This window comes from Sphingomonas sp. S6, from assembly GCF_043498045.1.
GTDB lineage: Bacteria > Pseudomonadota > Alphaproteobacteria > Sphingomonadales > Sphingomonadaceae > Sphingomonas.
In genome coordinates this window covers 563,454-588,114 of the sequence record NZ_JBIEOE010000001.1, presented here as the reverse complement: position 1 = coordinate 588,114, position 24,661 = coordinate 563,454, and the positions used below count along the sequence as shown (strand labels likewise).

Sequence of the window (24,661 nt, the reverse complement as noted above, 5' to 3'; positions counted from 1 at the left end):
AAAGCGACTTATCTAGTTGAATCTACGGGCGTAACGACTGGAACGCTGCCTGACAGGCAGGGTTGGTGCCCCTCTTCACGAGGGAGCTGAGGATGACCTATCCACGCGACGACGCGCCACCGACGACGTCGAAACATGGCGATGCCACCCACGCTGCAACCGAATCGCTCATCGATGCCAAGGGCTCATCCGCGATCGCATCGGCGGTGACGATCAATCGGCCGGTGGCCGAAGTGTATGCCTACTTCCGCGACTTCGCGAACCTGCCGAGCTTCATGGAGAACGTCATCTCGATCGAGGTGACGGACGAGAAGACGTCCCACTGGACGGTGAAGGCACCGGCGGGGGCCACGGTGTCTTGGGACGCGCGGATCACTCAGGAAGAGGCGGACCGACTGATCGCCTGGACGTCCGAACCCGGCGCCGAAGTGCCCAATTCCGGCCGTGTCACGTTCCGCGATGCCGGCCCCCGCGGAACGGTGGTCACCGCGACGATCGCCTATGATCCGCCCGGCGGGGTGATCGGTAAGGTCATCGCAAAGATGTTCCAGCGCGAACCCGCGATCCAGGCGCGACGCGATCTCGCGCGGTTCAAGCAGCTGATGGAGGCGGGCGAGATCGCCACCCCGGCCATGACGCTCAAGCAATTCGAGGAGATGGGGCTGTGAAAGCGCTCGCATGGCACGGCAAGCATGACGTCCGCATGGATACGGTCGACGATCCCGAAATCGTCAACCCGCGCGATTGCATCATCAAGGTAACCTCCACCGCGATCTGCGGATCGGATCTACACCTCTACGATGGCTATATTCCGACGATGAAGGCGGGGGACGTCCTGGGCCATGAGTTCATGGGCGAGGTGGTCGAGGTCGGCGCCAAATCGACGCTGAAGAAGGGGCAGCGCGTCGTCGTGCCCTTCACCATCGCCTGCGGCAGCTGCTTCCACTGCGGCAAGCACCAATATTCGGCTTGCCCCAATGGCCTGCCCGCCGACAATCAGGATATTGCGCGCGAGCTGTACGGGCATGAGATGTCGGCGCTGTTCGGTTACAGCCACATGACCGGCGGCTATGCCGGCGGCCAAGCGGAATACGTCCGCGTGCCGTTCAGCGATGTTGGCCCCATAGTCATCCCCGACGGCGTCGACGACGACAAGGTCCTGTTCCTGAGCGATATCCTGCCGACCGGGTGGCAGGCGGCCGAATACGCGCAGATCGAACCGGGCGACACGGTCGCGGTATGGGGGTGCGGCCCGGTCGGGTTGTTCGCGGTCCAGTCGGCGTTCCTGATGGGTGCCGAGCGGGTCATCGCGATCGATCATTTCCCCCGCCGCCTCGAACTCGCCAAGCGCTTCGGTGCGGAGACGATCAATTTCGAGGATAGCGCGACGTACGACGCGCTGATGGAAATGACCGGCGGGATCGGTCCCGATGCGGTAATCGACGCCGTGGGCCTGGAGGCGCACGGGATGTTCGTCGACAACGTCATCGATCAGATCAAGGCGTCGACCTTCCTTGGCACCGATCGGCCGCATTCGATCCGCCAGGCGATTATCGCCTGCCGCAAGGGTGGGCGCGTGTCGATGCCGGCGGTCTACGGCGGCTTCGTCGACAAGTTTCCGCTCGGCGCGTTCATGGAAAAGGGGCTGACGCTGAAGACCGGCCAGACCCACGTCCAGCATTACATGCCCGCCCTCCTCAACGCGATCATGGAGGGCAAGATCGACACTGAATTCCTGATCTCGCACCGCATGCCGCTGATGGACGCGCCCAAGGGCTACAAGATGTTCAAAGACCAGCAGAACGAGACGACCAAGATCGTGCTGAAACCCGGCATGACGGCCACCGCATAAGGAACGCGACATCATGGCAAATCCATTTGCGATCATCACCGGTGCCTCGACCGGCATCGGCTTCGAACTCGCCACGCTGGCGGCGAAAAACGGGTACGACATCTTGGTTGTCGCGGACGAACCGCTCATCGAGGCGGCGGCGGAGGACTTCCGCCAGTTCGGCGCCGAGGTGCGCTCCGTCGAGGCGGACTTGTCGACGCTTCAGGGCGTGGATGATTTGCTCTTGGCCGCAGAGGGGCGGCAGGTGGACTTGCTGTGCGCCAATGCCGGCCGCGGGCTGGGCCATGCGTTTCTCGACCAACGCGTCGAGGATTGGCGCCGCGTCGTCGACACCAACATCGTCGGCACCAGTTATCTGCTGCAAAAGGTGCTGGCCGACATGGTCGCGCGTAATGCGGGCAAGGTGCTGGTGACCGGCTCGATCGCTGGCTACATCCCCGGCGCTTTCCAGGCCGTCTATAATGGCACCAAGGCCTATGTGGACAGCTTCGTCGCCGCGATCCAGAACGAGATCAAGGACGCGAACGGCGTCACGCTTACCAACTTGATGCCCGGCCCCGTCGACACGGAATTTTTCGCTCGCGGCGACATGTTGGATACGTCGGTCGGCAGCGATCCGAAGAAGAGCGACCCCGCCAACGTCGCGCGCGATGGCTGGGACGCGCTGATGGCCGGCAAGGCACAGGTCGTGTCGGGCTGGAAAAACAAGATCCAGTCGGCCGTCGCCAACGTCACGCCGAACGCCGTACTCGCGGAACGCCACCGCGCCATGGCCGAGCCGGGGACGGCGAAGGACTAAAAGGGAGACGCTCGCGCCCATCACGCCGGGTCGCAACCGGCATGATGGGCGGCGCATGAGGAGGGATGGAGCGGGTAACGGGAATCGAACCCGTGTATTCAGCTTGGAAGGCTGCTGCACTACCATTGTGCTATACCCGCATGACGCTGGCAGCGGAGCCTGAGGCCCGGCAATCGTCGCGTGGGGGCCTATCTATCGTCGCCCTTCGTGCGGTGCAAGCGGCAGCGTGGTTCATGGCTTGATTACCGTTCGCACGGTAGAAGTGTGCCATGTCTGTCGACCCTGTACCAAGCTGCGCGTTCTTGCCCGATCATCGCCCGCCGTCGGCGGTCAGCCATGGCGTGGGGCTCGCGGGCCTTGCGGGGTTGGGCGCGTGGCTGGTCTATGCGGGCAGCATCGGGATGGATGGGCCGTATGCGGCGTTGGTCGCGCTGGTCGCCTGTGCTGCGCCGATGATCCTGTGGTCGCTGCTCGTCGACAAGGTGCATCGCCATGCCACGACGGGGATCGACTGGGGCAGTCCGCGGCCGTTCGCCGAGACGCGGGAAATCAGCCTGACCAAGCTTGCGGGCTTGTTCGCGACCTGGGCGGCGATCGGCATCATTTACGGCATGGGGCGCTTCTACTGGGAGGGGAATTTCGCCTTTGCCATGTGGTGCTTCAGCTGGGGTATGCCGATCGTCGCGCTGCTGGCGGTGCCCTATGTCCTGTGGCTGGACCGCTATCTGGAGCAACCGCGCGACGGCAGCTGGCATGTCGGCGCGTGGCTGACCGGGCAGGCGGGCGTCGATCGCGAGGCGATCTGGGGGCATATGCGCAGCTGGGCGGTGAAGGCGTTCTTCCTCGCCTTCATGCTGGCGGTGGTGCCGGGCAACTATGGCAGCTTCATCCGCAGCGACCTGACCCGGCTCGGCGATCCGGTGATGCTGGCGAGCTGGCTGATCGCGCTGATGTTCGTCATCGACGTCAGCTTCGCGACCGTCGGTTATATCCTGACGTTGCGGCCACTCGATTCGCATATCCGCAGCGCCAACCCGTTCGCGGCGGCGTGGACTGCGGCGCTGATCTGCTATCCGCCATTCATCATGATGGAGACCGGCGGACCGCTCGACTATCATCCGGGGACGCAGGAGTGGAGCAGCTGGTTCGCCGGGCATTCGGTGCTGCTGTGGCTGTGGGGCGCAGCGCTTGTTGCCCTGACGGCAATCTATGCCTGGGCGACGGTGGCGTTCGGCCTGCGCTTTTCCAATCTCACGCATCGCGGCATCCTGACCCACGGGCCCTATGCCTGGTCGCGCCACCCGGCCTATCTGTCGAAGAACCTGTTCTGGTGGCTGTCGACCCTGCCGCTGCTGACCACCGGATCGCTGGTGGATGCAATGCGTGCGACGCTGCTGATGGCGGTGGTGAGCGGCGTCTATTACTGGCGGGCGAAGACCGAGGAACGGCATCTTGGCCTCGACCCGACGTACCGCGACTATAGCGACTGGATGGCGCGGCGCGGTGCGGTGCCGCGGTTCGTCCGCTGGCTGCTCGGCACCCCTGCACCGGCACCGGTCGATGCGCCTCAGGTGGCGGGATGATCCTTCGCCCATAAGGCGTCGATTCGCGCCTGATTGCCGCCGGTTTCACGCAGGCGGAGGTCGATCAGCTCGACCACGCGGCCGCGCAGCGGGCGGCCATGCGTTTCCCATACCAGATCATAGACCGCCTGCCGCGTCGTCGGCTGATCGTCGGTGAAATAGGTATAGCGGATCAGCACGGGCAACCGACCACTCTGCGCGTCAGGGCCGCCATCGGTCGCCTTGCGCAGCGCCTTTTCGAACCAGCTCGCCTCGATCGTCTGGTCGACAGCATCCTGCGGACCGACGTCGAGCGCAGTGGGGAAGGTGACGTGCACGTCGCCGAGCGGATGCGCCTCTGTCTTGGCGAGGACGATCTGGCTCTTGTCCTTCGACGGCGTGCCGCGGAGCACGAAGCGGGTCTTGTCGCGCGTCGCGCTTGCCGCCTCGACCGCCTTGTCGGCAGCGGCGTCGCGGCGTTCCTGCCAGTTGTTGTACAGCGTCAGCGCGGCGATGATGACGCCGGCAACGGCCACCACCTCCGCCAGCGTGATCCAGCGGCGGCGCGTCTGCGCCTGATCGGGCGTTTCGCTGCCTCCGCCGGTGCCGCTCATCGTCCGCCGGCCTCCAGCAGGCGTTCGGGCGCGGCCAGTTCCCAGCTGTGCGCGATGCGATCCTCGATCAGCGTCCAGTCGGGGTCGCCGCCCAGCGTCATGCCGATCCACGGCTCGGGGCCGAGATCGTCGGCCGGTTCGTAAGCGTCGGGATCGCTTTCAAGCGCGTCGGCCTGCTCCTCTGCATCGGCAGTGCGCACGCAGACGGTTTCGTCGTCAGTTAGCTGCGCGAAGGGGACGTCATCGACGACGAAGACGGGGAGGCCCCCCTCGTCGCGTTCTTCCGCCTCCGGCAGCAGCAAAGCGATTGCGCGGACGCGGTCGAGGGGCGTGGCGGCGCCGGTCGATTCCGGGGTCAATTCGGGGGTCATCGGCTGGCGAACTCCTTGAGCACCTGCGGATACAGGCGATGTTCGGCGACGAGAACGCGCGCGGCGAGCGTATCGGGTGTATCGTCGGCAAAAATCGGCACCTCGGCCTGGCCGAGCAGGGCGCCTGCGTCCAGTTCCTCGGTGACGATGTGGACCGAACAGCCCGCCACCGCATCACCGGCGTCGATCGCGCGTGCGTGCGTATCGAGGCCCTTGTATTTGGGCAGCAGCGAAGGGTGGATGTTGACGATGCGATCGCGCCAGCGCGCCACGAAATCGTTCGACAGCAGCCGCATATAGCCAGCGAGCGCGACGATCTCGCACCCCGCCTCGCGCAACGCGGCGTCGACCTGTTCCTCATAGGCCGCCTTGCCAATCCCCTTGGGTGACAGCGCGAAGGTCTTGAGCCCCCGCTCGCGGGCCCAGGCAAGGCCCGCGGCATCGGGCTTGTCGGATGCGACGAGGCCGACCGGCACGCCCGATTCGACCAGCGCCATCATGTTAGAACCGCGGCCCGAGATCAGGATGCCGACGGTCTTCATCGCCCCATCAGCCATGGTTGTGGGTGGCGGTCCAGTCGGCGCGCGCGCTCCACGTCTCGGTGCTGCCGCGCACCGTGCAACCGCGCGGACCGGCATCGATGCGGCCGATCGTGTGGACGGTTTCGCCGGCCGCGGTCAGCGCTGCGGCAACCGATTCCGCCTGGTCCGCCGCGACGACCACCGCCATGCCGATGCCGCAGTTGAAGGTGCGGGCCATTTCCTCCGGCTCGATCGCGCCCTGCGACTGCAGGTACGCCATCAGACGCGGCTGCTCCCACGCATCGGCATCGACCACGGCATGCGTGTCCTCGGGCAGGACGCGCGGGATGTTTTCGAGCAGGCCACCGCCGGTGATGTGGGCAAGGCCCTTGATCCGGCGCTCGCGCAGCAGCGGCAGCAGCGACGCGACATAGATGCGCGTCGGCGCCATCAGCGTGTCGATCAGCAGCCGGTCGGCATCGAACAGCGCCGGGCGGTCGAGCTTCCAGCCGCGATCCGCGGCAAGGCGGCGGACCAGCGAGAAGCCGTTCGAATGCACGCCCGACGAGGCGAGGCCGAGGATGACGTCGCCGGCTGCGATCGTCTGGCCGGTCAGCACGGCATCGCGCTCGACCGCGCCGACGCAGAAGCCGGCGAGATCGTAATCGCCCTCGGCATACATGCCGGGCATTTCGGCGGTTTCGCCACCGATCAGTGCGCAGCCGGCTTGGCGGCAGCCCTCCGCGATCGAGGCGACGACGCGTTCGGCAATGCCGTTGTCGAGCTTTGCGGTGGCGTAATAGTCGAGGAAGAACAGAGGCTCTGCGCCCTGCACGATCAGGTCGTTGGCGCACATCGCGACGAGATCCACGCCGACGCCTTCATGCCGGTCCCATTCGATCGCGAGCTTCAGCTTGGTGCCGACGCCGTCGTTGGCCGCGACCAGCAGCGGATCGGTGAAGCCCGCCGCGCGCAGATCAAACATGCCGCCGAACCCGCCGAGGTCGGCGTCGGCGCCCGGTCGCCGCGTCGCCTTGGCCAGCGGCCCGATCGCGCGAACCAGCGCGTTGCCAGCGGCAATCGATACGCCGGCGTCGGCATAGGTGTAGGACTGATCGGCGGGGGAGGATGGCTCGGTGCTCATCCGGCCAGCCTGCTACGATCTGTCCGGCGCGGTGGCAATGCCGAACCGGCACCGGGCGCAAGGGCAGGCGATTCGGGTGGGGCGGACGGACTGGGATCGCCGAAATTCGCGCGCGGAAGTGGACGAAGTGGACGATACGTATCGTTCGAAACGCGCACCCCGCCTGCCCCTACGTCGCGATGGATGGGGTAGGCGCCGGCCCAGCACATGATGCCGATGTAGGGAGTGATCGGCGTGTAGGACAGGGGGGAGATGGCGTGACCGCTGAGGTTCGTCAGTCTGCGCGATTGGGTTTTCCTATCGGCCAAGGCATTTCATCTCGATCTTTCCCGGTTCTCCGTCTCGTTCGGGCCATTTTGAAAATATGCGATCGGGAACGGGTTTCGGGAATGCGTCACCCCCGGTGGTGCCCGTCCACGCGATCGGTCCGGGCAAATTCTCGTTGCGGGTTCGTCTTTGGGAAAGTTGAAGAGGGGGCGGAGATGACGCCCCCTCCTCGTTGGTCAGGCCGTAATAACCGGGCGATCGTAATTTTTGGCGTAGGCATTTTCAACGCCGGTCAAAATCTCCACGATATCGAAATAGCGATCCCAGAAGGCCGTTTCGCGCAGGTCTTCCACCAATAACTGGTAGGAATGATGGTCCGCTGCGTCCCACATCCAGATGTCGGTGATGCGGGTCGAATAGAACTCCACGTCGAAAAAGCGTAGCGAGACATTTGCGGCATGCTTTTTGAGGATCGGAGTGAACTGCTCTGCCAGGAGCTCAAAGCGGCGATCGACGGGGAACCCAAGCCATTCAGGCGAGGTCTTGACCAGCATGAAGACGGTGACGGCTGGTTCGAAGGGCATTTGCGTAGTAGTCATCGTATATCCTTGCATCATCATGTGCAGGACATAGAATGCGAGCTTAACCTCATATCTGGCTACTCGCTTTCGATCCATGAAAGAGACGACGACTTCTCAGCGCCCGCGCCCTCGGAAAATGCCACGTCAAGGCCGCTCCGCCGAAACGGTGCGGGCGATCATCGAGGCCGCTGCTCGCATTCTGGAACGAGATGGACTCGGCGCGTTCACTACGAACGCGGTCGCCGAGCGGGCTGGCGTCAGCATCGGCTCGCTCTATCAATACTTCCCCGGCAAGGAGGCGCTCATTGGAGCCTTGATCGTGCGCGAAACATCGCTGCTGATCGCCGAGTGCGAGGCGGCGGTCGCCGGTGTGAGCGGTCGAGAGGCATTGAAGGGGATAATCGTGGCGGCGGTGATTCACCAACTGCGCCGACCCGCGCTGGCCAGACTATTGGATTTGGAAGAGGCGCGACTGCCGTTCGATGAGGATACCCGGCGCGTCACCGACCGGCTGAGATTGATCCTTTTGTCGGTCCTGGTGCGCGCTGATCTCCCAACGCAACTCGATCCCGATGTGGCCGCGCAGGACGTATTGGCAATCATCAAGGGCATGGTGGACGCCGCCGGAGAACGCGGCGAACAGGATCGGGACGCTCTTGGTTCGCGCGTGGGCAGAGCCGTCTACGGTTACTTGGACAATGCCGCCTGACGGATTGGGTGATCCTGTCGCCAACAGCGCGCATGACAGCTTTCCTGATATTCGATCGTAAACGGGACGGCCCTGGTCGTCTCGCTCGCTGTTCGTTTTTGGACAGCCTACGGATCAGTCGTCCCATTCAAATACGATGGGGGCGTCGATCCCAAGCGCGTTGTGAACCGGACAGGCGTGCGCAGCTGCTTCCAATTTCCGACGCTGCCGCGCGTCGAAGTTGCCCGGGATTCTGACGACGACCGACAGGTGCGCGAAGCGGCGAGGCGCGTTCGCCATTTCCTTGGCGATGGTTGCGGTGGCTCCGGGGATGTCGATATCCATCGACCGGGCGGCAATGCCCATGATGCCAAGGATGCAGCCGCCTAGCGATACTCCGAGGAGATCGCTTGCCGAAAACCCTTCTTCCAGACCGCCGAGCTCCTTGGGCGCGTCCATGACGATGACGCTACCCGAGTCACCATGCTGAGCTTGCGATCGCAGATTGCCTTCATACGATACGACGGTGTGGCTCACTGGTCCGCATCCTTGATGGTGTTCGACTTCCGACCGCTTTGGTCGGCATGTTCCAAATTACCTCGCCGAGCCTCGACAACCGTGCTTCGCCCAGCTTCTAGCTGATCTGGCGGTGACGATAGCGTGGACCCCGATTTTCGACAAACGAACGACCAATGAAACGCTCCGCGCCATTTCATATGGGATCGGTTGCGGAAGATGCAGTCTAACCGCCACGCCCCGACCGCCCTCTGCGTCTACCCCCACGGCGCCACCCGATCATATCCCGCTTGGCTTACCGCCCGCGCTTCGCCAAAAGGCGGGCACGATGCGTGTCCGTACCCTGTTCTCGTCGCTGGCCGGTGCCGCACTCCTCTTTGGCGCGGGTGCGCTTGCGCAGATCGAGGGCGGGCGCGGGGTGGCGCCAGTCGACAGTTCGGGCGATTTCGAGGTGAGCGGCGTTGCCGTCGACGTCGCGGCGAAGACGGCGGACGCCGCGCGCCTGGGCGGATGGCGGCTGGCGCAGCGCAAGGCGTGGGTGCAGCTGTCGCGCCGGCTGGGTGGCGACGGTGCGCTGATTTCGGACAATGCGCTCGACCAGATCGTGTCCGGCATCGTCGTCGAGAACGAGCAGCTGGGTCCGACGCGCTATATCGCCAAGCTCGGCGTGCTGTTCGACCGCGGCCGGGCCGCGTCGATCCTGGGCATCAGTGCATATTCCGATCGGTCGCGCCCGATGCTGCTGGTGCCGCTCCAGATATCGGGCGGCGTCGAGACGGTGTTCGAACAGCGGAACGACTGGCAGGGAGCCTGGGCGCGCTTCCGGACCGGCAACAGCACGATCGATTACGTCCGCCCTTCGGGCACGGGTGCCGATTCGCTGCTGCTGAACGCGGGCCAGATCGGGCGGCCGGGGCGCGGCTGGTGGCGGACGATCATCGACCAATATGGCGCGTCCGATATCCTGATTCCGGTCGTGCGCCTGTATCGCAGCTATCCGGGCGGGCCGATCATCGGCGTGTTCCAGGCGCGGCATGGGCCGGACAATCAGTTGCTCGGCAGCTTCACGCTGCGCGTCGGTACGGCGGCGGGCCTGCCGCAGTTGCTTGATGCTGGCGTGACGCGGATGGACGGGCTGTTCCAGCAGGCGCTGCGGAGTGGCGCCTTGGGCCTCGACCCCACGCTGTCGCCGCCGCCGGAGCCCGAACCCGTCGTCGATCCGACGACCGAGGATGCGAGCGGCGAGACGCTGGCCGAGATCGTCGGCGACACTGCGCCCGCGAGTGCGGGCATCGCGATCACGCTGCAATTCGATACGCCGAGCGCCAGTGCGGTGGCGAATACCGAAGGGCTGGTGCGCGGCATTGCTGGCGTGCGCTCCGCCTCCACCACCAGTCTTGCGCTGGGCGGCGTATCGCTGATGCGCGTCACCTATGATGGCGATCCCGATGCGTTGCGCGCGGCGCTGGAGGCGCGCGGGTTGCAGGTGACGGGCAGCGGCCAGACGCTGCGCATCCGCCGTGCGCCGCAATTGCTGCCGCCGAACCTGCCGGCCGACACCAACCCGGCAGGCTGACGCGATGACCAACCAGCTTGCGTTGCCGTTGGGGTGGCCTGCCGACCCCCGCGACGACGCGTTTCTCGTGACGCCCTCCAACGCCCGTGCCGCGCACACGCTCGAACATTGGGCGACGTGGCCGGTGATGGCGGCGGTGCTGACCGGTCCCCGCAAGTCCGGCCGCAGCCTGCTCGCGCGCATCTTCGCCGCCAAGAGCAACGGCACGATCATCGACGATGCCGAGAATGTGCCCGAGGCGCAGATCTTCCACGCCTGGAACCAGGCGCAGGCGGAGCGGAGGCCGCTGGTGATCGTCGCCGATGCGCTGCCGCCGCTGTGGGCGGTGCGTCTGCCGGACTTGCGCTCGCGCCTTGCCGCCAGCCCGCATGCGGCGATCCAGCCGCCCGATGACGAATTGATCGCGGCGCTGCTCGACCATCTGTTCCAGCGCCGCGGCCTGGATGCGCGGCCGGATCTCGTCACCTGGCTCAGCACGCGGATCGAGCGCAGCCATATCATCGTCCAGCGCGTCGTCGATGCGCTGGACCAGGAGGTGCTCGAAAGCCGCAAGCGGTTGTCGATCCCGCTCGCCCGCACGGTTTTGACTGCGGCCGGGATCGTCACGCAACCGCAACCGTTGCTGCCTATGACCTGACACGATCATGACACGCCCAGCTCATCTCTCGCATCTGTCGGCAGCGGACGACGATCCCTTCGTCCCCGAAGTCAACGACCGCTATTTCAATCGTGAGCTGTCGTGGCTGGCGTTCAACCGGCGAGTGCTGGAAGAGGCGTGCAACGGATCGCATCCGCTGCTCGAACGGCTGCGTTTCCTGTCGATTTCGGGCACCAACCTCGACGAATTCTTCATGGTGCGCGTGGCCGGCCTCAAGGGGCAGCAGCTGAAGGACGTCGACCGTCGCTCGACTGACGGCCTGACGCCCGCGCAGCAGCTCGCCGCGATCACCGCAGAGGCCGATTCGCTGATGGCGAGCCAGCAGGCGGTGTGGGGCGACCTGCGCACCGCGCTGGACGATGCGGGCGTTCATGTCCTGCGCCGCGACGAAGTGGATGCCGAGGCCGCGGTGTGGCTGGAACAGCATTTCCGCGAGCAGATTTTCCCGATTCTCACCCCTCAGGCGCTCGACCCGGCGCATCCCTTTCCGTTCATCCCCAATAAGGGGCTGTCGGTGATGTTCGACGTCGTCCGCGATTCGGATGGCGAGCCGGTGCGCGAGCTGGTGATGATTCCCGCCAGCGCGCCCCGCTTTGTGCGGCTGCCCGGTGAGGTCGCACGCTATGTCTCGATCGAGGCGTTGTTGAAGCGCTTCGCCTATGTGCTGTTTCCGGGATACACGCTGGTCGGCGCCGCCGCGTTCCGCGTGCTGCGCGACAGCGACATCGAGATCGACGAAGAGGCCGAGGATCTCGTCCGCTACTTCGCCAATGCGATCAAGCGCCGCCGCCGCGGCCGCGTAATCCGGCTGGAGCTGGAAACGGGCATGCCCGATGCGCTGGCCGACGTGCTGCGCAACGAATTGGGCGGTGCGGACGCGATCGTCACCGAAAGCGGCAATCTGCTGGGCATCGGCGACCTCGACATGGTGATCGACGAGGACCGGCCGGACCTCAAGTTCCTGCCGTTCGTCCCGCGCTTTCCGGAGCGTATCCGCGAATTCGGTGGCGATTGCTTCGCGGCGATCCGGGCCAAGGACATCATCGTCCACCATCCGTACGAAACCTTCGATGTCGTACTCGCCTTCCTGAAACAGGCGGCGGCGGACCCGGATGTCATCGCGATCAAGCAGACGCTGTATCGCGCGGGCAAGCAGCCCGCCGTCATCAACGCGCTGATCGCTGCGGCGGAGGCGGGCAAGTCGGTGACGGCGGTGGTCGAGCTGCGCGCGCGCTTCGACGAAGAGCAGAATATTCTGTGGGCGAGCGCGCTGGAACGCGCAGGCGTGCAGGTGGTCTACGGCTTCCTGGAATGGAAGACGCACGCCAAGGTTTCCATGGTCGTCCGGCGCGAGGGCGGGCAGTTCCGCACCTATTGCCACTTCGGCACGGGCAATTACCACCCGGTGACGGCGCGTATCTACACCGATCTCAGCTTCTTTACCGCGGATGCGCGGATGGGGCGGGATGCGGCGCAGATGTTCAATTACGTTACGGGATATGTCGAACCGACCGATATTACGAAGCTGGCGCTGTCGCCGCGCGACCTGCGCAAGACGCTGCTGGAGCAGATCGACGTCGAGATCGCCAATGCCCGCAGCGGCAAGCCGGGCGCGGTCTGGGCGAAGATGAATAGCCTGGTCGACCCAATCATCATCGACAAATTGTACGAGGCGAGCGGCGCGGGCGTCGCAGTGGAGCTGATCATTCGCGGCATCTGCTGCCTGCGGCCCGGCGTGCCCGGCATGTCGGAGAATATCCGCGTGAAGTCGATCATCGGCCGGTTCCTAGAGCACAGCCGCATCTTCTGCTTCGGCAACGGCGCGGCGCTGCCCAACGACAATGCGCATGTGTTCATCTCGTCCGCCGACTGGATGCCGCGCAACTTCGACCGGCGCGTCGAATATATGCTGCCGATCGAAAATCCGACGGTGCACGATCAGGTGCTCGACCAGGTGATGGTCGCCAACCTGATCGACACCGAGCAGAGCTGGGAGCTGGAGGCGGACGGCCGTTACGTGCGCGACGAGCCGGGCGACAAGCCGTTCAACCTGCATCGCTATTTTATGAACAATCCGTCGCTGTCCGGGCGCGGTGCGGCGCTGGCGGAAAGCAATGCGGTGCCCACTTTGGCGCTTCGGCGGCGGCGATAGGGTTGTTGCCGGACGGTTTGCTCGCCATCACTCCACGGATGGATCGTACGCGCTCACCCCATGTTTGTCGTCACCCCGGACTCGTTCCGGGGTCCACTGCGCGGCGAGGCGGAAGGCATGAGGCTCCGACGCCCCCCTTGCGGGTCGGTGGACCCCGGAACGAGTCCGGGGTGACGGACGTGTGGGGCGAAGGCCTCGCTCGCCCATGAGCCGCGCTTTCCCCCGCACCGGGATCATCGACATCGGTTCGAACTCGGTTCGGCTGGTCGTGTACCAGGGGCACCCGCGCGTGCCGGCGACGCTGTTCAACGAAAAGGTCATGGCGGGCCTCGGTCGCAGCCTTGCCGCGACGGGAGCGATCGACGCCGATAGCATGACCCTCGCGATCGGCGCACTGCGGCGATTCGCGGCGGTGGCGCGCGAAATGGAGGCGACGGTGCGCACTGTGGCGACCGCAGCGGTGCGCGATGCGTCGAACGGCGGGGACTTCATCGCCGCCGCGCGCGATCTCGGCCTCGAGGTCGAGCTGCTGAGCGGCGAGCAGGAAGCGAATGCGGCGGGCCTGGGCGTCCTGTCCGCCATCCCCGATGCGGACGGGATCGTCGGCGATCTGGGCGGCGGTAGCCTGGAGCTGGTGCGCGTGGTGGCGGGCACGGTCACCGATCGCATCTCGTTCCCGCTCGGCGTGCTGCGCATCGCGGCGCTGCGGCGGGGCAGTCGTCCGGGGCTGGACCGCCATGTCTCGAAGCTGATCCGTGATGCCGGGTGGAACGGGCGGGGCAGGGGCCTGCCGTTGTACATGGTCGGCGGATCGTGGCGTGCGCTGGCGCGGCTCGACATGAGCCTGACGCATTTCCCGCTGCCGATCATCCACGGCTATGCGCTGGCGCCCGAGACGGTGGCGCGCCTCGGCCGGAGTATCGCGCACATGTCCAAGCAGCGGCTGCGCGAAATTCCCGGCATGTCCGCAGGAAGGGCGTCCCAGCTTGGCGACGCGACCGCCTTGCTCGGCATTGTGCTGCGCGAACTGGGATCGTCCAGCGCGGTCGCCTCCAGCTTCGGCTTGAGAGAGGGGCTGTTGTACGGCGCGCTCGACCGCCAGACCCGCAGCCTCGATCCGCTGATCGTCGCCGCCCGCGAAGAGGGGCGGCTGCTCGGCCGCTTCCCCGAACATGGCGATTTGCTAAGCGATTGGATCGCGCCGTTGTTTGCCGCCGATCCGCCGCATCTCGCGCGGATTCGCCATGCCGCCTGCCTGCTGGCCGACGTAGGCTGGCGTGCGAACCCCGAGTTTCGCGACGAGCGCGGGTTCGAGATCGCTCTGCATGGCAATTGGGTGGCGATCGAAGCGTCCGAACGCGCGATGCTGGCGCAGGCGCTGCATACCAGCCTGGGCGGCAGCACGACCCCCCACCCGCTGCTCGGCGGCCTGGCGAGGGATACGCAGATCGCCTGTGCGATCCGCTGGGGGCTGGCGATCCGGTTGGGGCAGAGGTTCAGCGGTGGGCTGGCGGGGCCGTTGCAGCGATCCGCGCTCTCGATCGATGCCGGGCAGGTGACGCTGGCGCTGAAGGATACGGATCGCGCTCTGTACGCCGAAACGGTCGAGCGGCGGCATGCCGCGTTGGCCGCGGCGCTGGGTCGGAAATCGGTGGTTCACTGGAGCGGGTGACGGGGGGCTTGGCCGGCTGGCGGCGACGCGAGGGGCGATTCTGCTAACGAAGCGCTACTCTTACCGCCCCCTCCGTCATGCCTGCGGCATGCCACCTCCCCCTGGCGGGGGAGGACTTTGGGATGGGCCGTTTATCGGCTCAGCCGCATCTCAGGCCGCTGATCTCGTTCAGATCGTCGAGCAGGATGTTCAGGCGGTCGGGCCGGAAATCCATCGTCGCGGCATCGCCGGGACGCAGCACGCGGGACATGCGCGAGTGGGTTTCGTATTCGATGGCATCGCGCATGCGTTCGCGGAACTTGACGCCGGCGTAGCGGATACGCGCCTCTTCGGTCACGACGCACGGGCCGGCGGGCGGCGGCGGGGGCGCCATCGTCATGCAGCCGGAAAGACCGATCGGCAGCAGCGCCGCCAGCATCCAGACCCGTGTCGTCATCCCGCTTCCTCCGTCCGCGTCATCGTGAGCTTGCCGCCCTGTACGGCAAAACCCAGTCGACCTTCGACAAGATCCAACGCATCGCGACCGAATTGGTCGAATCGCCAGCCTTCCAACATCGGCAGGCCGGTGCGGATGCCGGCGGCGAGCGCTTCGAGTTCCTCGGATCGGGCCAGCAGGCGCGAGGCGACGTCGATGTCGCGCGCGCGGATCTTCAGCAGCAGCTTCAGCAGATCGGCGACCAGCGCGCCGTCCTTGCCCAGGCCCGGCTTGCGATCGTCGCGCGGCGGCAATTCGTCCGCCGATAGCGGCGCTGCGCTCTCCAGCGCCGCCATCAACCGACCGCCGATATCGTTCGAGGCCCAGGTCGCCGACAGGCCGCGCACCTTGGCGAGGTCTGCCTGCCGACGCGGCGGATGGCCGGCGAGGTCGCCCAGCGTTTCGTCCTTGACGATACGGCCGCGTGGCAGGTCCTTGCCCTGCGCCTCCAACTCGCGCCAGCGGGCGAGCGCCTTCAGCCGGCCGAGCACGTCCGGCTTGCGGCCGGAGATGCGCACGCGCTTCCACGCCTGATCGGGGTCGTTGGCGTAATTGGCGGGATCGGCGAGCCGCTCCATCTCCTGGTCCAGCCATACGCCGCGGCCGGTCTTGCGCAGCCGTTCCAGCATCTTGGGGAAGATCCGCGCGAGGTGCGTGACGTCGCCGATCGCATATTCGATCTGGCGCGCATCCAGCGGCCGGCGCGCCCAATCGGTGAAGCGCGCGCCCTTGTCGACCTGAATGCCGAGCCAGCTGTCGACGAGGTTCGAATAGCCGATCTGTTCGCCCTGACCCAACGCCATCGCCGCGACCTGCGTGTCGAACAGCGGGTGCGGCGTCTTGCCGGTCAGATTGTAGATGATCTCGATATCCTGCCCACCGGCATGGACGACCTTCAGCACATCTTCGTTGTTCGTCAGCAGATCGAGCAGCGGCGTCATGTCGAGCCCCGGCGCCATCGGGTCGATCGCGGCGGCCTCGTTCACGTCGGCGATCTGGATCAGGCACAGCTCGGGATAATAAGTGCTCTCGCGCATGAACTCGGTGTCGACCGTGATGAAGTCGGCCTGGGCGAGGCGATGGCAGAGATTGGCGAGGGTCGCGCTGTCGGTAATCAACGGGTGGATATGCATCGGGGCAGTTACCATCATGCTGCCGCCCGCGCCAAGCCTCTCGTCGTACGCTACGCCGAACGCCGCCATCGCAATGACATGGGATAGAGAATCCGCCCTGTCCAACATGGATTTGTAAGAAATAAATACCTGTAAATAAACGAAACATTGGCGATCGGCAGGCGTCTTTTGGGTCCCCATCGACGGGGTAACCCAAGGAGAATGATCATGGCTGACAGCAATGGTGGCGGGGGCAAGGACAACAATCCCGGCAATTTCGCCAACGATCGCGAAAAGGCATCGGAAGCCGGCAAGAAGGGCGGGCACGAGAGCAGCGGCAACTTCGCCAACGACCCCGAGCGCGCGTCCGAAGCGGGCAAGAAGGGCGGCGAGGCGAGCCACGGCGGCCGCTGATCGCTGATGCCCGAAGGCATGGCGCGCTTGACAAGTTCCCGCAGAGCGCTTGTTAGCGCGCCATGCATTCCTATCGCACTCACACCTGCGCCGCGCTCGGCGCGTCTGCCGTCGGCGAGACGGTCCGCCTGTCGGGCTGGGTCCATCGCAAGCGCGACCATGGCGGCGTCCTGTTCGTCGATCTGCGCGATCATTACGGCATCACCCAGATCGTCGCGGACAGCGATTCGCCGGCCCTGCCGATCCTGGAACAGGTGCGCGTCGAATCGGTCGTGACGATCGACGGCACCGTCAAGGCGCGCTCGGCGGGGACCGTGAACGCCAATCTTTCGACCGGCGAGATCGAGGTGTTCGCGCGCGGCGCCACCGTGCTGTCGGCCGCGGACGAGCTGCCGATGCCGGTCGCCGGCGAGCAGGAATACCCTGAGGACATCCGCCTGCGCTATCGCTTCCTCGATCTGCGCCGCGAGACGCTGCACGCCAATATCGTGCGCCGTACGAAGGTGATTTCGGAAATGCGGCGTCGGATGGAAGGCGTCGGCTTCACCGAATATTCGACGCCGATTCTTACCGCCTCGTCGCCCGAGGGCGCGCGCGACTTCCTGGTGCCGAGCCGCATCCATCCGGGCAAGTTCTACGCTCTGCCGCAGGCGCCGCAGCAGTATAAGCAGCTGCTGATGGTGGCGGGCTTCGATCGCTATTTCCAGATCGCGCCCTGCTTCCGCGACGAAGACCCGCGCGCCGACCGTCTGCCGGGCGAGTTCTACCAGCTCGACCTCGAAATGAGCTTCGTCACGCAGGAAGAGGTATGGGAGACGATGGAGCCGGTGATCGGCGGCATCTTCGAATCCTTCGCGGACGGCAAGAGCGTGACGCCGAGCGGCCAGTTCCCGCGCATTCCGCACGACGAAGCGATGCTGAAGTACGGCAGCGACAAGCCCGATCTGCGCAACCCGCTGATCATCACCGACGTGTCGGCCCATTTCACGAGCTCGGGCTTCGGCCTGTTCGAGAAGATCGTCGCCGGTGGCGGCGTGGTCCGCGCGATCCCGGCGCCAAAGACGGCGGACAAGAGCCGCAAGTTCTTCGACGAGATGAACGAATGGGCGCGCGCCGAGGGGCATGCGGGCCTTGGCTACGTCACCCGTAAGGGCGGCGAGTTCGGCGGGCCGATCGCGAAGAACCATGGCACCGAAGGCATGGAGGCGATCTATGCTGCGCTCGGGCTCGGCCCCGACGACGGCCTGTTCTTCGCGGCCGGCAAGGCGGACGCCGCGGCGAAGCTCGCCGGTGCCGCACGCACGCGCGTGGCGGACCAGCTCGGCCTGATCGAGCAGGGCGCGTTCCGCCTGTGCTGGATCGTCGACTTCCCCTTCTACGAATATGACGAAGACGCGAAGAAGGTCGAATTCGCGCACAACCCGTTCTCGATGCCGCAGGGCGGCATGGATGCGCTGGAAAACCAGGACCCGCTGACGATCAAGGCGTATCAATACGACTTGGTCTGCAACGGGTACGAGATCGCGTCGGGTTCGATCCGCAACCAGTCGCCGGAACTGATGGTGAAGGCGTTCGAGCTGGTCGGCCTCAGCAAGGCGGACGTGGAAGAGCGCTTCGGTGGCCTCTATCGCGCGTTCCAATATGGCGCGCCGCCGCATGGTGGCATGGCCGCGGGCGTCGACCGGATCGTCATGCTGGTCTGCGGCGCGCAGAACCTGCGCGAAGTGTCGCTGTTCCCGATGAACCAGCGCGCCGAGGACCTGCTGATGGGGGCGCCGTCGCCCGCGTCCGTGCAGCAGCTACGCGAACTGTCGATCCGTCAGGCGACCCCGCCGCAGCCGACGGTCAACGTCGACAAGGCGGTGGCGCCCAGCGCGGGGTAAGCCGACAGGGCTCCTGTCTCGTCATTGCGAGCGAAGCGCGGCAATCCAGAGCCGGATTAGGACGCCCTGGATTGCTTCGCTGCGCTCGCAATGACGGGTCGAAAAGTGGGAGGGGGCTGAGACAATCGCTTAGTCGTTGCCCCCGACCCAATCGCCGAGCCCGCCGAGCACGGACCCCTCGCCGCGGTTTTGGCCGCCGCCGTTCGCCGCCGCCATCATCCGGCCCGCGAGGCGCGAGAAGGGCAGCGACTGGATCCAGACCTTGCCCGGTCCGCGCAGCCGGGCGAAGAACAGGCCTTCGCCGCCGAACAGCGCGCTGCGCACGCCGCCGACCGTGACGAGGTCGAACTCCACCGACGGCGTCATCGCCGCGAGACAGCCGGTGTCGACGTGCAGCTCCTCGCCCGGTGCCAGCTCGCGCTCGACGACGGTACCGCCCATCTGGACGAACACCCAGCCATCGCCGGTCAGCGACTGCATCACGAAACCTTCGCCGCCGAACAGCCCCGTCATGACCCGCCGCTGGAAATAGATGCCGAGCTGCACGCCCTTCGCCGCCGCGAGGAACGCGTCCTTCTGGCAGATCAGTTGCCCGCCCAGGTCCGACAGCCGCAGCGGCACGATCGAGCCGGGGGTAGGCGAAGCGAAGGCGACGCGCGCCTTCCCATAGCCTTCGTGCGTGAAGACGGTGGTGAACAGGCTCTCGCCCGTCACTAATCGCTTCCCCGCGCCGAGCAGCTTGCCCATGAAGCCGCCGCCGCTCGCGCCGCTGCCGTCGCCGAAGACGGTGGTCATCGCGATGCTGGCATCCTTCCACACCATCGCGCCGGCCTCTGCGACCGCGCTTTCGCCGGGGTCGAGCTCGATCTCTAGGAATTGCAGCTCCTGGCCCTTGATCTCATAGTCGATCTCGTCCGCCACGCTCGATCGGCGCTGCTGCTGCCAGGGACTTTCATAGGGCATGGGTCATCGTCCTCGTGAAGGTGATGCAGCGCTCTACCACACCTGCAAAAGCCAATGCGAGCAGCAAGCACGCAAATCCGTCGCTTCCCTCGCTCCGTTAACCATGTCACTAGGCCCCCGGGGTTAAACGTGGGGGGTCATGTTAGACGATCAGTTGCTTCCGGCACGGCCGGCCCCGCTCGTCCGCAGTCTCGGTGTCATGGGTGTCCTGTTCCTGACCTTGTCGGTGGCGACGCCGGCCTCGTCGGTGTTCGTCATCATTCCGGGCATGTTGCAGGTGGCGGGAACGGGGACGATCTGGGCGCTGATCCTGGCGGGGATCGTCTGCGTCGCGACCGCATTCGTCTATGCCGAGCTGTCGAGCGCCTGGCCCGTCGCGGGCGGCGAATATGTCGCCGTCGCAAAGACGCTGGGGCCGCTGTCCGGATTCGTGATGCTGGGCGTCAACGTCTTCAACAATCTGTTCTTTCCGCCCGCTGCCGCGTTGGGGATCAGCGCGGTGCTGTCCACAGTCTATCCGGGTTTGCCGACGGTGCCGGTGGCGATCGCGGTCGTGGCGGCATCGACGCTGATCGCGCTGCTGCAGATCCGCGTAAATGCGTGGATCACCGGGCTGTTTCTGGCGGGCGAGGTGCTGGCGCTGCTCGTCGTCATCGCGCTCGGCTGGTCGGACGTGGTGCGGCCGTTCGCCGTGCTGTTGACCGCGCCGGTGATGCCGGAAGGCGGCGCGATGGTGCCCGCATCGGCCGCGGGGATCGGCCTTGCCACCTCGATCGCGATCTTCGCACTCAATGGTTATGGTGCGGCGGTCTATTTCGGCGAGGAGATGAAGGAGCCGTCGCGCCTGATCGCGCGGGCGATCCTGGCGAGCCTTGTCCTGACGTTGCTGTTCGAGATCGTCCCGACGATCGCCGTATTGATGGGCGCGCCCGACCTGCATGCGCTGACGACCGCCAACGATCCGTTCGGGCTGATCGCGCGGCTGCGCGGCAATGGCTGGGTGGCAGACGCGACCGCGATCGGGGTGGTCATCGCGATCGTCAATGCGATCATCGCCTGCATCCTGGCCTGTTCGCGCTTTTTCTACGGCACCGCGCGTGACGGCAGTTGGGGGCGGCCGATCGATCTGTGGATGACGCGCATCCACCCGCGCTTCGGGTCGCCCTGGGTGGGCACACTGATCGTCGGCGGGGTGGGGGTCGCCTGTTGCTTCCTGCCGCTGACGCTGTTGCTGGTGCTGAGCGGGACCGGCCTCGTCGCGATCTACGCCGGCATCGCGATCGCCGCGATGGTCGGGCGGCGGACCGGTGCGACAGCGCATGCGCGCTATCGCATGCCGCTGTATCCGATGGCCCCGATCGTGACGCTGATCGCGCTCGCCTATGTCGTGTGGACGAGCTGGCAGGACGTGCACGAGGGGCGGCCCGGCCTGCTGATGACGGGCGCGCAGATCGTCGCGTCCGCGGCCTATTACTGGTTCGTCCTGCGTCGTCGCGGCGACTGGAGCGTTCACGTTCCTGATGAGGGTTAGGAGCGAAAGGACGGACCGACGCATGATCGACCTGCGCGATTACGACAAGAAGCAGGCCTATAAGGGCCATTACAAGCGCGACCTCGCCGCGCTGCAAGAGCGGCTGGAGCGGATCCTCGTCGCCCATATCGTCCATGGCCGCCGCGCGGTCGTGATGCTGGAGGGCTGGGACGCGGCGGGCAAGGGCGGCATCATCCAGCGGCTGACGGCGGAATGGGACCCACGCTATTACGAGGTGTATCCGATCGCCGCACCGAGTGCGGAGGAAAAAGCCCATGATTTCCTGTGGCGCTTTCGCACCCGCCTGCCGAAACCGGGCAATATCATCGTCTTCGACCGGAGCTGGTATGGCCGTGTGCTGGTCGAGCGGGTCGAGCGCTTTGCCAGCGAGGCCGAATGGCGCGCGGGCTATGACGCGATCAACGCGTTCGAGGCTGAGCTGGCCGAGGGCGGCACGACGCTGGTGAAGCTGTTCGTCCACGTTTCGCAAAAGGAACAGGACAAACGGCTGGAGGCGCGGCTGGACGATCCGTGGAAGCGGTGGAAGACGGGGGTGGAGGATTATCGCAACCGCGCCAAGCGGGACGAGTATCTCGCCGCGATGCACGACATGTTCGCCCGCACCGACACCGGCGGCGCGCCCTGGACGGTGATCAACGGCAACGACAAGAAGGCGGCGCGCATCCACGCGCTGACGGAGGTCGCCAACCGGCTTGAGGCCGCGGTGGACATGACGCCCCCGCCGCTCGATCCGGAACTGGAGCGCGTCGCGCGGGCCGCATTGGGGCGGTAGGGTTCGATCCGATCGCCTGCCCTCGTCACCCCAGCGCAGGCTGGGGCGACGGCTGGTTAGAAGCTCGCCTCATCATACACGCGGGAAAGGTCGCCCGCCCAAGCGCCGTTGTAGCGATCGAGCAGCACCTGTGCGGGCACCTTGCCGCTCCGGACCACTTCGCGGAGCGGATCTAGGAAGCCGGTTTCGTTTTCGCCGATGCCGTTGATCCGCGCGCGCGCGGCGAGGCCGGCGTGGGCGATATCGAGCACGGTGCCGGCGATATCGGCCAGCCGTCCCCCGCCCGGCAGCGGCGCGTCGAGCGCCATCCGCGGCACCGCATCGCGCAGCGCCTGCCGTTCGGCGAGGCTCCAGTCCTTCACCACGTCCCATGCCGCATCGAGCGCCGCATCGTCGTAGAGCAGGCCGACCCAGAAAGCGGGGAGGGCGCAGATGCGGCCCCACGGACCGCCATCGGCGCCGCGCATTTCGAGGAAGGTCTTCAGGCGCACTTCGGGGAAGGCGGTGGACAGATGGTCGTTCCAGTCGTCCAGCGTCGGCTTTTCGCCGGGCAGCGCGCTGAGCTCGCCCGTCAGGAAGTCGCGGAACGACAGGCCGGCGGCATCGATATAGCGACCGTCGCGGTAGACGAAGTACATCGGCACATCGAGCATATAGTCGGCGTAGCGTTCGTACCCGAAGCCGTCTTCGAACACGAAGGGCAGCATGCCGGTGCGGGCGGGATCGGTGTCCGACCAGATATGGCTGCGGTACGACAGGAAGCCGTTGGGCTTGCCATCGGTGAAGGGGGAATTGGCGAACAGGGCGGTCGCGAGCGGCTGAAGCGCCAGCCCTACGCGGAACTTCTTCGCCATGTCGGCTTCCGACGCATAGTCGAGGTTCACCTGGATCGTGCAGGTGCGCAGCATCATGTCGAGCCCCATGCTGCCGACGCGCGGCATGTGGCGCAGCATGATCGCATAGCGACCCTTGGGCATGATCGGCAGCTGTTCGCGCGTCTTGTCGGGCCACATGCCCAGGCCGAGGAACCCGATGCCGAGTTTTTCGCCCGCTGCCTTCACCTGATCGAGGTGCCGCCCGGTTTCGGCGCAGGTCTGATGCAGGTTGTCGAGCGGTGCGCCCGACAGTTCGAACTGGCCGGCCGGTTCCAGGCTGACGCTGCCGTCCGCTCCGGTAAGGGCGATAAGGTTTCCGCCTTCCTCAACGGGTTGCCAGCCATATTGCTGAAGCTCTGTCAGGAGCGCGCGGATGCCGCCGGGTTCGCCCCAGCTCGGCGCGTGATGATCGGTCGTGCTGTAGACGAACTTCTCATGCTCGGTGCCGATCCGCCACCGTTCGCGCGGCTTTTCCCCGCGGGCGAAACTCGCGATCAGCTGCTCGCGCGACTCGATGAGGGGTGAGCCCTCGGCGATAACGGTCTTGGTCGTCATGGCGCGCCCTTACGCGGGGATGAACAGCGACGCCAGCAAGCTTTGCTACCAGTCGCCCGCAGCCGCCATCCATAATGCGACCGCCGCGGCCGCGGCCGTATCGGCGCGCAGGATGCGCGGCCCAAGGCTGATGCCAATCGCTTGAGAATGTTCGCGTATCATGGCGCGTTCGGCATCGGTGAAGCCGCCTTCCGGCCCGATGAGGATGGCGGCCGGGCCGGGATGCGCCCGCATCGCCGCGACGGCAGAATCGCCGCCCGCTTCGTCCGCGAAGAACAAGGTGCGCTCCGCCGGCCAGTCGCGCAGCATGGCGGCGAGCTTCACCGGCTCATCGACCGCGGGCAAGGCGGTGCGGGCGCATTGCTCGGCCGCCTCGATCATGTGGGCGCGCAGGCGATCGGTCTTCAGCTTGTCGACGATGGTGCGCGCGGTGACGACGGGGACCAGCCGGTCCACCCCCAATTCGCAGGCCTTTTCGGCCAGCCAGTCGATCCGCCCCTTCTTCAGCGGCGCCGCGCACAGCCACAGGTCGGGCACCGGCTCCCGCTCGCGCAAACGTGTCGACACGTCGACGGTCAGATCGCGCCGCCCGACCTGCATCGCGGTCGCCAGCCATTCGCCGGTGACGTCGTCGAACAGCTTCACCGGATCGCCCGGCGCGGTCCGCATCACCGACAACAGATAATGCGCCGCCGGCCCATCGATGCGCAACGGACCGGGCGCGAGGGGCTGCTCGACGAACAGGCGGGGGGTGGATTGCGGCGGCCAGGCGGGCGTGGCGGTCATGGTCGATGCTCGGATTGGGCCTTCAGGCGCTTCTGCCGCGCCCAGATCTTGCGCGCGACGATCGCGACGAGCAGAGCGCCCACCGCAATCGCCACGACGACGACGGTCACTACGCCCGCAACGCGCAGGATTGCCCAGAACAGCGCCTCGACGAAGCGGCCGACCGCGACGGACAGGCCGATCATCGGTCGTGCCGGCAGGGGCAGGAGGGGCGGGTGGCGTCCATCGCCGACGATCTGCCGCATCTTCGCGGCGATAGCGAGGCAAAAGCCCGGGAACGGCCTTGCCCGCGGGCGGTATC

Annotated in this window: 25 protein-coding genes and 1 tRNA gene; 13 read left to right on the top strand and 13 right to left on the bottom strand. The window is 66.1% G+C overall.

The annotated features are described in order from the left end of the window. Positions 1-92: 92 nt before the first annotated feature. Genes ACGVWT_RS02665 through ACGVWT_RS02655 form a run of 3 tightly spaced genes read left to right on the top strand, consistent with a single transcriptional unit; the run spans position 93 to position 2,651 of the window. Entirely contained in the window at positions 93-668 is a 576-nt protein-coding gene (locus ACGVWT_RS02665; RefSeq protein ID WP_315461168.1) for an SRPBCC family protein, read from the top strand. Beyond that, entirely contained in the window at positions 665-1,852 is a 1,188-nt protein-coding gene (locus tag ACGVWT_RS02660) for a zinc-dependent alcohol dehydrogenase (protein ID WP_315461169.1), read from the top strand. Before ACGVWT_RS02665 ends, ACGVWT_RS02660 begins: the two co-directional genes overlap by 4 nt. Positions 1,853-1,865: 13 nt before the next feature. Beyond that, positions 1,866-2,651, top strand: coding sequence for an SDR family oxidoreductase (locus ACGVWT_RS02655; protein ID WP_315461170.1), 786 nt, complete (start codon positions 1,866-1,868; stop codon positions 2,649-2,651). A 66-nt stretch (positions 2,652-2,717) separates the two neighbouring features. Here ACGVWT_RS02655 and ACGVWT_RS02650 read toward each other — a convergent pair. Next, positions 2,718-2,791: transfer RNA gene (locus ACGVWT_RS02650), tRNA-Gly, on the bottom strand. Between the two features lie 129 nt (positions 2,792-2,920). Here ACGVWT_RS02650 and ACGVWT_RS02645 point away from each other — a divergent pair. Continuing rightward, the gene (locus ACGVWT_RS02645) at positions 2,921-4,234 is read left to right on the top strand and encodes an isoprenylcysteine carboxylmethyltransferase family protein (RefSeq protein WP_315461171.1); all 1,314 of its coding nucleotides are present in this window, start codon (positions 2,921-2,923) and stop codon (positions 4,232-4,234) included. Here ACGVWT_RS02645 and ACGVWT_RS02640 read toward each other — a convergent pair. From ACGVWT_RS02640 to ACGVWT_RS02620, 5 genes are all read right to left on the bottom strand, one after another. Next, positions 4,219-4,827 (bottom strand): hypothetical protein, encoded by a 609-nt coding sequence (locus ACGVWT_RS02640; RefSeq protein ID WP_315461172.1) that lies wholly within the window; start codon positions 4,825-4,827, stop codon positions 4,219-4,221. The two genes, ACGVWT_RS02645 and ACGVWT_RS02640, sit on opposite strands and share 16 nt — an antisense overlap. Next, positions 4,824-5,198, bottom strand: coding sequence for an MmcQ/YjbR family DNA-binding protein (locus tag ACGVWT_RS02635; protein WP_315461173.1), 375 nt, complete (start codon positions 5,196-5,198; stop codon positions 4,824-4,826). The genes ACGVWT_RS02640 and ACGVWT_RS02635 overlap by 4 nt, the downstream gene beginning before the upstream one ends. Continuing rightward, positions 5,195-5,740, bottom strand: coding sequence for a phosphoribosylglycinamide formyltransferase (purN, locus tag ACGVWT_RS02630; protein ID WP_315461174.1), 546 nt, complete (start codon positions 5,738-5,740; stop codon positions 5,195-5,197). Before purN ends, ACGVWT_RS02635 begins: the two co-directional genes overlap by 4 nt. Before the next feature lie 7 nt (positions 5,741-5,747). After that, a complete protein-coding gene (purM, locus tag ACGVWT_RS02625; RefSeq protein ID WP_315461175.1) occupies positions 5,748-6,863 on the bottom strand; it encodes a phosphoribosylformylglycinamidine cyclo-ligase in 1,116 nt (371 codons plus the stop codon). A 503-nt stretch (positions 6,864-7,366) separates the two neighbouring features. Next, positions 7,367-7,729: a darcynin family protein gene (locus tag ACGVWT_RS02620; protein ID WP_315461176.1), complete on the bottom strand. Its 363-nt coding sequence runs from the start codon at positions 7,727-7,729 to the stop codon at positions 7,367-7,369. A gap of 76 nt (positions 7,730-7,805) precedes the next feature. Here ACGVWT_RS02620 and ACGVWT_RS02615 point away from each other — a divergent pair, with 76 nt between their 5' ends. Continuing rightward, positions 7,806-8,420 (top strand): TetR/AcrR family transcriptional regulator, encoded by a 615-nt coding sequence (locus ACGVWT_RS02615; protein ID WP_315461177.1) that lies wholly within the window; start codon positions 7,806-7,808, stop codon positions 8,418-8,420. Positions 8,421-8,534: 114 nt separating this feature from the next. On the opposite strand, the gene ACGVWT_RS02610 is transcribed toward ACGVWT_RS02615, so the two are convergent. Next, on the bottom strand, positions 8,535-8,936 hold the full coding sequence (locus ACGVWT_RS02610) for an OsmC family protein (RefSeq protein WP_315461178.1): 402 nt from the start codon (positions 8,934-8,936) through the stop codon (positions 8,535-8,537). 307 nt (positions 8,937-9,243) lie between these two features. Here ACGVWT_RS02610 and ACGVWT_RS02605 point away from each other — a divergent pair, with 307 nt between their 5' ends. The 4 genes from ACGVWT_RS02605 (at position 9,244) to ACGVWT_RS02590 (ending at position 14,973) form a co-directional block, all read left to right on the top strand. Then, entirely contained in the window at positions 9,244-10,491 is a 1,248-nt protein-coding gene (locus ACGVWT_RS02605; RefSeq protein ID WP_315461179.1) for a heavy-metal-associated domain-containing protein, read from the top strand. Between the two features lie 4 nt (positions 10,492-10,495). Beyond that, positions 10,496-11,128 carry a DnaA ATPase domain-containing protein gene (locus ACGVWT_RS02600; protein WP_116461121.1) on the top strand — a complete coding sequence of 211 codons (633 nt, stop codon included), beginning with the start codon at positions 10,496-10,498 and terminating at the stop codon, positions 11,126-11,128. Positions 11,129-11,135: 7 nt separating this feature from the next. Next, positions 11,136-13,301: an RNA degradosome polyphosphate kinase gene (locus tag ACGVWT_RS02595; RefSeq protein ID WP_315461180.1), complete on the top strand. Its 2,166-nt coding sequence runs from the start codon at positions 11,136-11,138 to the stop codon at positions 13,299-13,301. A gap of 205 nt (positions 13,302-13,506) precedes the next feature. Next, positions 13,507-14,973 carry a Ppx/GppA phosphatase family protein gene (locus tag ACGVWT_RS02590; protein WP_116461123.1) on the top strand — a complete coding sequence of 489 codons (1,467 nt, stop codon included), beginning with the start codon at positions 13,507-13,509 and terminating at the stop codon, positions 14,971-14,973. A 139-nt stretch (positions 14,974-15,112) separates the two neighbouring features. Here the strand turns inward: ACGVWT_RS02590 and ACGVWT_RS02585 are convergent, their stop codons facing one another. Then, positions 15,113-15,391 carry an I78 family peptidase inhibitor gene (locus tag ACGVWT_RS02585; protein WP_315461181.1) on the bottom strand — a complete coding sequence of 93 codons (279 nt, stop codon included), beginning with the start codon at positions 15,389-15,391 and terminating at the stop codon, positions 15,113-15,115. A gap of 14 nt (positions 15,392-15,405) precedes the next feature. Beyond that, positions 15,406-16,581: a ribonuclease D gene (gene rnd / locus ACGVWT_RS02580; RefSeq protein WP_315461392.1), complete on the bottom strand. Its 1,176-nt coding sequence runs from the start codon at positions 16,579-16,581 to the stop codon at positions 15,406-15,408. Positions 16,582-16,788: 207 nt separating this feature from the next. On the opposite strand from rnd, the gene ACGVWT_RS02575 reads away from it, so the two are divergent. After that, complete coding sequence (locus tag ACGVWT_RS02575; protein WP_315461182.1) at positions 16,789-16,974, top strand: general stress protein; 186 nt, start codon at positions 16,789-16,791, stop codon at positions 16,972-16,974. A gap of 62 nt (positions 16,975-17,036) precedes the next feature. Continuing rightward, on the top strand, positions 17,037-18,857 hold the full coding sequence (gene aspS, locus ACGVWT_RS02570; RefSeq protein ID WP_315461183.1) for an aspartate--tRNA ligase: 1,821 nt from the start codon (positions 17,037-17,039) through the stop codon (positions 18,855-18,857). A gap of 129 nt (positions 18,858-18,986) precedes the next feature. Here the strand turns inward: aspS and ACGVWT_RS02565 are convergent, their stop codons facing one another. Beyond that, positions 18,987-19,820 carry a TIGR00266 family protein gene (locus ACGVWT_RS02565; protein WP_116461126.1) on the bottom strand — a complete coding sequence of 278 codons (834 nt, stop codon included), beginning with the start codon at positions 19,818-19,820 and terminating at the stop codon, positions 18,987-18,989. 139 nt (positions 19,821-19,959) lie between these two features. Here ACGVWT_RS02565 and ACGVWT_RS02560 point away from each other — a divergent pair, with 139 nt between their 5' ends. Then, positions 19,960-21,351 carry an APC family permease gene (locus ACGVWT_RS02560; protein ID WP_315461184.1) on the top strand — a complete coding sequence of 464 codons (1,392 nt, stop codon included), beginning with the start codon at positions 19,960-19,962 and terminating at the stop codon, positions 21,349-21,351. A gap of 22 nt (positions 21,352-21,373) precedes the next feature. After that, a complete protein-coding gene (locus tag ACGVWT_RS02555; RefSeq protein ID WP_315461185.1) occupies positions 21,374-22,144 on the top strand; it encodes a polyphosphate kinase 2 family protein in 771 nt (256 codons plus the stop codon). Between the two features lie 56 nt (positions 22,145-22,200). On the opposite strand, the gene ACGVWT_RS02550 is transcribed toward ACGVWT_RS02555, so the two are convergent. From ACGVWT_RS02550 to ACGVWT_RS02540, 3 genes are read right to left on the bottom strand one after another with little or no spacing between them, the layout of a single operon-like run. Beyond that, positions 22,201-23,574: a glutamate--cysteine ligase gene (locus tag ACGVWT_RS02550; RefSeq protein ID WP_315461186.1), complete on the bottom strand. Its 1,374-nt coding sequence runs from the start codon at positions 23,572-23,574 to the stop codon at positions 22,201-22,203. 45 nt (positions 23,575-23,619) lie between these two features. Continuing rightward, positions 23,620-24,360 (bottom strand): 16S rRNA (uracil(1498)-N(3))-methyltransferase, encoded by a 741-nt coding sequence (locus tag ACGVWT_RS02545; protein WP_315461187.1) that lies wholly within the window; start codon positions 24,358-24,360, stop codon positions 23,620-23,622. After that, on the bottom strand, positions 24,357-24,605 hold the full coding sequence (locus tag ACGVWT_RS02540; protein WP_315461188.1) for a hypothetical protein: 249 nt from the start codon (positions 24,603-24,605) through the stop codon (positions 24,357-24,359). The genes ACGVWT_RS02545 and ACGVWT_RS02540 overlap by 4 nt, the downstream gene beginning before the upstream one ends. Between the last annotated feature and the right edge of the window lie 56 nt (positions 24,606-24,661).

Bases quoted from the DNA above. Each gene is read 5' to 3' on its own strand.
- ACGVWT_RS02665 (WP_315461168.1), top strand. From the start codon at position 93: ATGACCTATCCACGCGACGACGCGCCACCGACGACGTCGAAACATGGC.
- ACGVWT_RS02655 (WP_315461170.1), top strand. From the start codon at position 1,866: ATGGCAAATCCATTTGCGATCATCACCGGTGCCTCGACCGGCATCGGC.
- ACGVWT_RS02645 (WP_315461171.1), top strand. From the start codon at position 2,921: ATGTCTGTCGACCCTGTACCAAGCTGCGCGTTCTTGCCCGATCATCGC.
- ACGVWT_RS02640 (WP_315461172.1), bottom strand. From the start codon at position 4,827: ATGAGCGGCACCGGCGGAGGCAGCGAAACGCCCGATCAGGCGCAGACG.
- ACGVWT_RS02635 (WP_315461173.1), bottom strand. From the start codon at position 5,198: ATGACCCCCGAATTGACCCCGGAATCGACCGGCGCCGCCACGCCCCTC.
- purN (WP_315461174.1), bottom strand. From the start codon at position 5,740: ATGAAGACCGTCGGCATCCTGATCTCGGGCCGCGGTTCTAACATGATG.
- purM (WP_315461175.1), bottom strand. From the start codon at position 6,863: ATGAGCACCGAGCCATCCTCCCCCGCCGATCAGTCCTACACCTATGCC.
- ACGVWT_RS02620 (WP_315461176.1), bottom strand. From the start codon at position 7,729: ATGACTACTACGCAAATGCCCTTCGAACCAGCCGTCACCGTCTTCATG.
- ACGVWT_RS02615 (WP_315461177.1), top strand. From the start codon at position 7,806: ATGAAAGAGACGACGACTTCTCAGCGCCCGCGCCCTCGGAAAATGCCA.
- ACGVWT_RS02605 (WP_315461179.1), top strand. From the start codon at position 9,244: ATGCGTGTCCGTACCCTGTTCTCGTCGCTGGCCGGTGCCGCACTCCTC.
- ACGVWT_RS02600 (WP_116461121.1), top strand. From the start codon at position 10,496: ATGACCAACCAGCTTGCGTTGCCGTTGGGGTGGCCTGCCGACCCCCGC.
- ACGVWT_RS02595 (WP_315461180.1), top strand. From the start codon at position 11,136: ATGACACGCCCAGCTCATCTCTCGCATCTGTCGGCAGCGGACGACGAT.
- ACGVWT_RS02590 (WP_116461123.1), top strand. From the start codon at position 13,507: ATGAGCCGCGCTTTCCCCCGCACCGGGATCATCGACATCGGTTCGAAC.
- ACGVWT_RS02585 (WP_315461181.1), bottom strand. From the start codon at position 15,391: ATGCTGGCGGCGCTGCTGCCGATCGGTCTTTCCGGCTGCATGACGATG.
- rnd (WP_315461392.1), bottom strand. From the start codon at position 16,581: ATGCATATCCACCCGTTGATTACCGACAGCGCGACCCTCGCCAATCTC.
- ACGVWT_RS02575 (WP_315461182.1), top strand. From the start codon at position 16,789: ATGGCTGACAGCAATGGTGGCGGGGGCAAGGACAACAATCCCGGCAAT.
- aspS (WP_315461183.1), top strand. From the start codon at position 17,037: ATGCATTCCTATCGCACTCACACCTGCGCCGCGCTCGGCGCGTCTGCC.
- ACGVWT_RS02565 (WP_116461126.1), bottom strand. From the start codon at position 19,820: ATGCCCTATGAAAGTCCCTGGCAGCAGCAGCGCCGATCGAGCGTGGCG.
- ACGVWT_RS02560 (WP_315461184.1), top strand. From the start codon at position 19,960: ATGTTAGACGATCAGTTGCTTCCGGCACGGCCGGCCCCGCTCGTCCGC.
- ACGVWT_RS02555 (WP_315461185.1), top strand. From the start codon at position 21,374: ATGATCGACCTGCGCGATTACGACAAGAAGCAGGCCTATAAGGGCCAT.
- ACGVWT_RS02550 (WP_315461186.1), bottom strand. From the start codon at position 23,574: ATGACGACCAAGACCGTTATCGCCGAGGGCTCACCCCTCATCGAGTCG.
- ACGVWT_RS02545 (WP_315461187.1), bottom strand. From the start codon at position 24,360: ATGACCGCCACGCCCGCCTGGCCGCCGCAATCCACCCCCCGCCTGTTC.
- ACGVWT_RS02540 (WP_315461188.1), bottom strand. From the start codon at position 24,605: ATGCGGCAGATCGTCGGCGATGGACGCCACCCGCCCCTCCTGCCCCTG.